Genomic DNA, 4,280 nt, shown 5'->3' with positions numbered 1-4,280 from the left:
AAAATTGTGTCCAATTTTTGGGGTGCAGTTCAACCCTAACGCAAGCCCTTTTTTAAAATACTTTTTCACGCTAACCTCCAAAAATTTAACAATAAATACCCTAAAATCCCTAATCAAGTACATTTCACTTCTTGATAATTTGATTATAATATACGATTTAATATCCTGTAAATCAATTTTTTTATATAGTTTTCAACAAAACAAAAAACGAAAGGGTTGTAACGAAATATCGTTATAAAACGATTATTTCAGTTACAACCCCAAACAAAAACAGTTTTTATATACAAAAACTATGCCAATACCTTCTTAAAATAGTTAGGTGCCACTTCCTCAAAATCAGAAAAATCATAAAACTGCTTATCAGCAAGCTTCATAATTTTTTTCTGTGTTGATTTAGATAATTTATCATATGAGTCATGAACTACGACACTCATAAAAGGGTAGTTTGCAACTTGCAATGTATAAATATTAATAATAATATCTTTAGCTTTTGATTCACTGCTTACAGGGAATAGAAATATGGATTTATTATTGTTTTTAAAAACATAATCAATTTTCAAATCTGTTTCGTCACTTAATGGTATAAAACCCTCTTGAAATAAATACTTATTTAATGATTGGTTTACAAATTTATTAACCTTTTCATAAAATATGCTTGCTACTGTTTTGCGTTGTAATAAAGTAAAACTCAAAACACTCGTAATTAATTGCGTAAATTGCATTATATTATTAAACAATTGGTCTAGAGTGCTAGACATTGAAATCACACCTGTCTCTAAATCAATATTTCCACGAGCTTGATAGACTATTCGATGTAATAATTGAGTCTTATTATCAGTATCTATATCAAATACATACGATAGACGCATTAAAGTTAAACCACAGTCTATAATGTTTATAGCATTCACGTCATTGATTTGAAGGAAAATATCAAACATATCTCCATCAGGATGAAATACAGGGATCATTAATTGATACAATCCATCACGTTTTTTAACTAACGAAAATTGATTTGCAAAAGATTTTCGCAAACAATCTTCCACAACTTTTATATCCATAATACCCCTTCACCTCTTTCTATTACTTTTCAAACAAAGAAACATTCCAAGCTGATGGAAAATAATCTTTTGCATCTAAAATACTACATGTTGTAAGGAAATAATAAATGGCACTGTCAAAAGTAGAATAAGAACTGGTAACCTCTATACTTTTCTCTACAGTATAAAAAGTCCCATTATAATCTTCTAATTTGCACCTATGAATATGAGTAACAAAATGCTCTTTCAAACTTAAATTTCCACCATGTGGTCCATTGCATCTAAAAAGAATAGGATCATTATCAAATTCACTACATAATAATTGTAACCCAATAGAATAATTTTCAGGCAACATCTCGCTTTGACGCATGAAAACTCTGAATTTTTCATTATATTTATCCGAATAAACTTCAAATGTTTTTCTTCTGCAGCCACTCTGAATTGTAAATTCCTTCCTTGGATTTTTAATAATTCGCTTAGGAATAGAAATCAATTCATCTAAATATTCCTGAGTAATAGGTGACTTAGCCAATTATATCATATCCCCTCTTATAAAAATATATCTGTATTTTTATTCTAAGGTTATGCAGTCATTTATCATATATTGCTATAAACTTATAACCCTTTCCCTATATTTAAACATATGTTCACTTTTATTATACTACTTCTATCCTTAGCAAACAATGGTAAAACAAAGCAAAATATCAATCATTTATCAATTTTATTATCATATCACCACTCTTTTTCCACGAGTTAGCTCCGTCTTCCCTATACCCCTCCTTGATTCTCAACTCCAAAACACTTATAATCAAATCAGAAGGTATTATATAAGGAGGTTATTATTATGAAAAAATGGTTATCTGCACTAGCACTCACTGCTGTTATCGGTCTCGCAGCATATCCTATGGTTCAGGCATATGGGAACTCCCCAATGAACGGTTATCAATATGATAATTCCGGCTATAATAATGGGGCTCCATGCTACGGCTATAACGGTTATAACGGCAATTATGGCTCCGACGATAATGAACGCAATACTATGATGTACAACGGCAATAGCTATGGTCATCATCACATGATGAACTACGACAACAACTCGCGCTCCACCTATTGTCATTAATCACTCCACTTATTGTCATTAATCGATCTACCTACGGCCGTTAATATTTCTATCTATGGCCGTTAATATCTAAACTTAAATCGAAAGGGTCAGTAACGATTTTATAAAAGTTAAAATCGCTACTGACCCTTTATTGTTTAATAAGACTTCTATTCTATTATTAATCCTCTATTACTCTACATACTCTAACGCTACACACTCTACATATTCTACTAATCCACATCTTCACTGAGACTACGCTGCCCCAAGTTCGTTTTCAACATATCGCGGGTATATTTATATAACGGAGATGCTAAGCTATTGGTTTCATCATAGTGATTAGATTTTATGTTGAGAATGCCGCACACCAATTCATAGGCCAAGTCATTGGTGAAGTATTTATTTTTATTGTCCAATAAGGCTTGATACGTTTCAGGATATTTTTCAATATAATTATCTGAAAAATACGTAAACATCGGAATGCGCACGGTCCCAAAACCGCCGAAGTCCGGTGAACGTCTTTTATCCGGAATCGTGGCATGATCGGAAAAATACAGCATAGCCTGCATATTGAGCTTTTCCTTACCGTATTCCCAAATCTTTTGCAAAATATAGTCCGTATAGGCAATCGAATCAATATAATTATTAATCAAATCATATTTACCCGGTTCGCTAAATTTGGCAAAGCTTTGCGGATAGCGATTAATAAAATTGAAGTGATTTCCCTTTAAATGAACTACTACAAAGTTATTTTTAGTAGGATCAATTTCATCAAGATACTCTAAGAGCATTTCATCATACTGAACCTCATTGAGATTCTGTTTTGTCCATTTGGCAGTCCCCGATGTATTAGCCACCAAGGTTACTGGTGTATCAGCACAGCCCAAGTGCCCCTGATTGCTGTACCAATGCGTCGTATAGCCTGCTTTATGAGCAATATCAATAATGGAACACGAAGTGTAAAACTGTTTATCATTGTATTGATTAAACTCAGTTAAAGCGCGCTCCAAAGAAGATACGGTATGAGGAATACTGGAATAGCTGTTAGGGTACAAAATAAAGTGGGAATCCTGTTTTTTAGCCGACAGCCAAGGCGTTGTTTCATGCTCGTAATCCGTAAATGCCGACATATAATCACGCGATGCGGATTCACCGATGACTAAAATAATAGTGGATGGTTCCTTAAATTCAGGCACCGATGGAGTTACTTCCAAATCCTTAATGCGCTCTTTCATATTCGTCTGATACAACATCGTGGTTTCAAAGTATTCTTTAATATCAAAATATAATTCCACAATACCCGTACGAATGAAAACACCCTTGCGTTTTTTCCACAAATAAATGCCAAGAACTAGGCTAAGGCCGGCCAAAAAGATAATTTGCCATAAGGCCAGCATCACACTCGTATACTCCAAATTAGCCCAAATAAATAAGGCGTAGAGCCCTGCTACTAAGGCAAAGGTTATAATGTTAAACCCAACGGAAAACGACTTAAAATACTCAATAATCTCATTATAATGAGTTTCCTGTATCATCATCATCCCATCTTCGGTCACACAGGTCCGATACAGGTAGTAATAGACCCATTGAGCAAACGGAATCATAAAAATTAGAAACTCAACCGTTGCCAACACCGGCATGAATACATTCGGTAACAAGTTTAAAGATATTACCAATAACTTCAAACTCATCATCCAGCCGATAATGTACATGCCAAACACGGGATCAAAGTGAAAACCGAAGTCTGTTGAACTCTTACGGTATGTAATGAAATATAATAACGGATACGTCGTAATCCAGAGGAATCCCGTAAGTAAACTGGTGCTCAAATAAGGGGCTGTCAGTGGTACTTGCCCCATCATAATAGGAAGTACGGCTACAATCGCACAGGGTAAAAAACGACGCAATTGTAAAAATGTGGCCTTTTTTCCCAATCCATGAGACACACTTAAATAATAAAAATAAGAAAAGAAGTATAAGCCAGGGGCTAAATATACTGAGTTTATATCCAACGTCCCTCTCCCCTTTCTATATTGTGTTGCTATCTATTAAATATTTTTTGACTGTAATTATCAATATTTATTAACGCTTGATAACCTTGTATATTTTCTTTGCTAATTGCAATATCAAATGCGACAAAATTT

General features: G+C 33.8%; 4 protein-coding genes. 1 reads left to right on the top strand and 3 read right to left on the bottom strand.

Annotated features, from left to right (window positions below):
- Positions 1-290 precede the first annotated feature (290 nt).
- Both QZL64_RS06940 and QZL64_RS06935 read right to left on the bottom strand, forming a co-directional pair.
- A complete protein-coding gene (locus QZL64_RS06940) occupies positions 291-1,058 on the bottom strand; it encodes a DUF1828 domain-containing protein (protein ID WP_021841289.1) in 768 nt (255 codons plus the stop codon).
- 22 nt (positions 1,059-1,080) lie between these two features.
- Positions 1,081-1,569, bottom strand: a complete 489-nt coding sequence (locus QZL64_RS06935; RefSeq protein WP_021841288.1) for a hypothetical protein — start codon at positions 1,567-1,569, stop codon at positions 1,081-1,083.
- Positions 1,570-1,881: 312 nt separating this feature from the next.
- Between QZL64_RS06935 and QZL64_RS06930 the strand changes: the two genes are divergently transcribed.
- Complete coding sequence (locus QZL64_RS06930) at positions 1,882-2,157, top strand: hypothetical protein (protein WP_021841287.1); 276 nt, start codon at positions 1,882-1,884, stop codon at positions 2,155-2,157.
- A gap of 212 nt (positions 2,158-2,369) precedes the next feature.
- Here the strand turns inward: QZL64_RS06930 and QZL64_RS06925 are convergent, their stop codons facing one another.
- The gene (locus QZL64_RS06925; protein WP_021841286.1) at positions 2,370-4,148 is read right to left on the bottom strand and encodes a sulfatase-like hydrolase/transferase; all 1,779 of its coding nucleotides are present in this window, start codon (positions 4,146-4,148) and stop codon (positions 2,370-2,372) included.
- Between the last annotated feature and the right edge of the window lie 132 nt (positions 4,149-4,280).

The sequence above is a fragment of the Veillonella sp. CAG:933 genome (assembly GCF_000431435.1).
Classification (GTDB): Bacteria; Bacillota; Negativicutes; order Veillonellales; family Veillonellaceae; genus Veillonella_A.
The sequence above is the reverse complement of the archived record's forward strand: the minus strand, read 5'-3'. Positions and strand labels throughout refer to the sequence as shown.

What these genes read in the sequence shown, in the direction of transcription:
- QZL64_RS06930 (WP_021841287.1), top strand. Translation starts at nt 1,882, where the DNA reads ATGAAAAAATGGTTATCTGCACTAGCACTCACTGCTGTTATCGGTCTC.
- QZL64_RS06940 (WP_021841289.1), bottom strand. Translation starts at nt 1,058, where the DNA reads ATGGATATAAAAGTTGTGGAAGATTGTTTGCGAAAATCTTTTGCAAAT.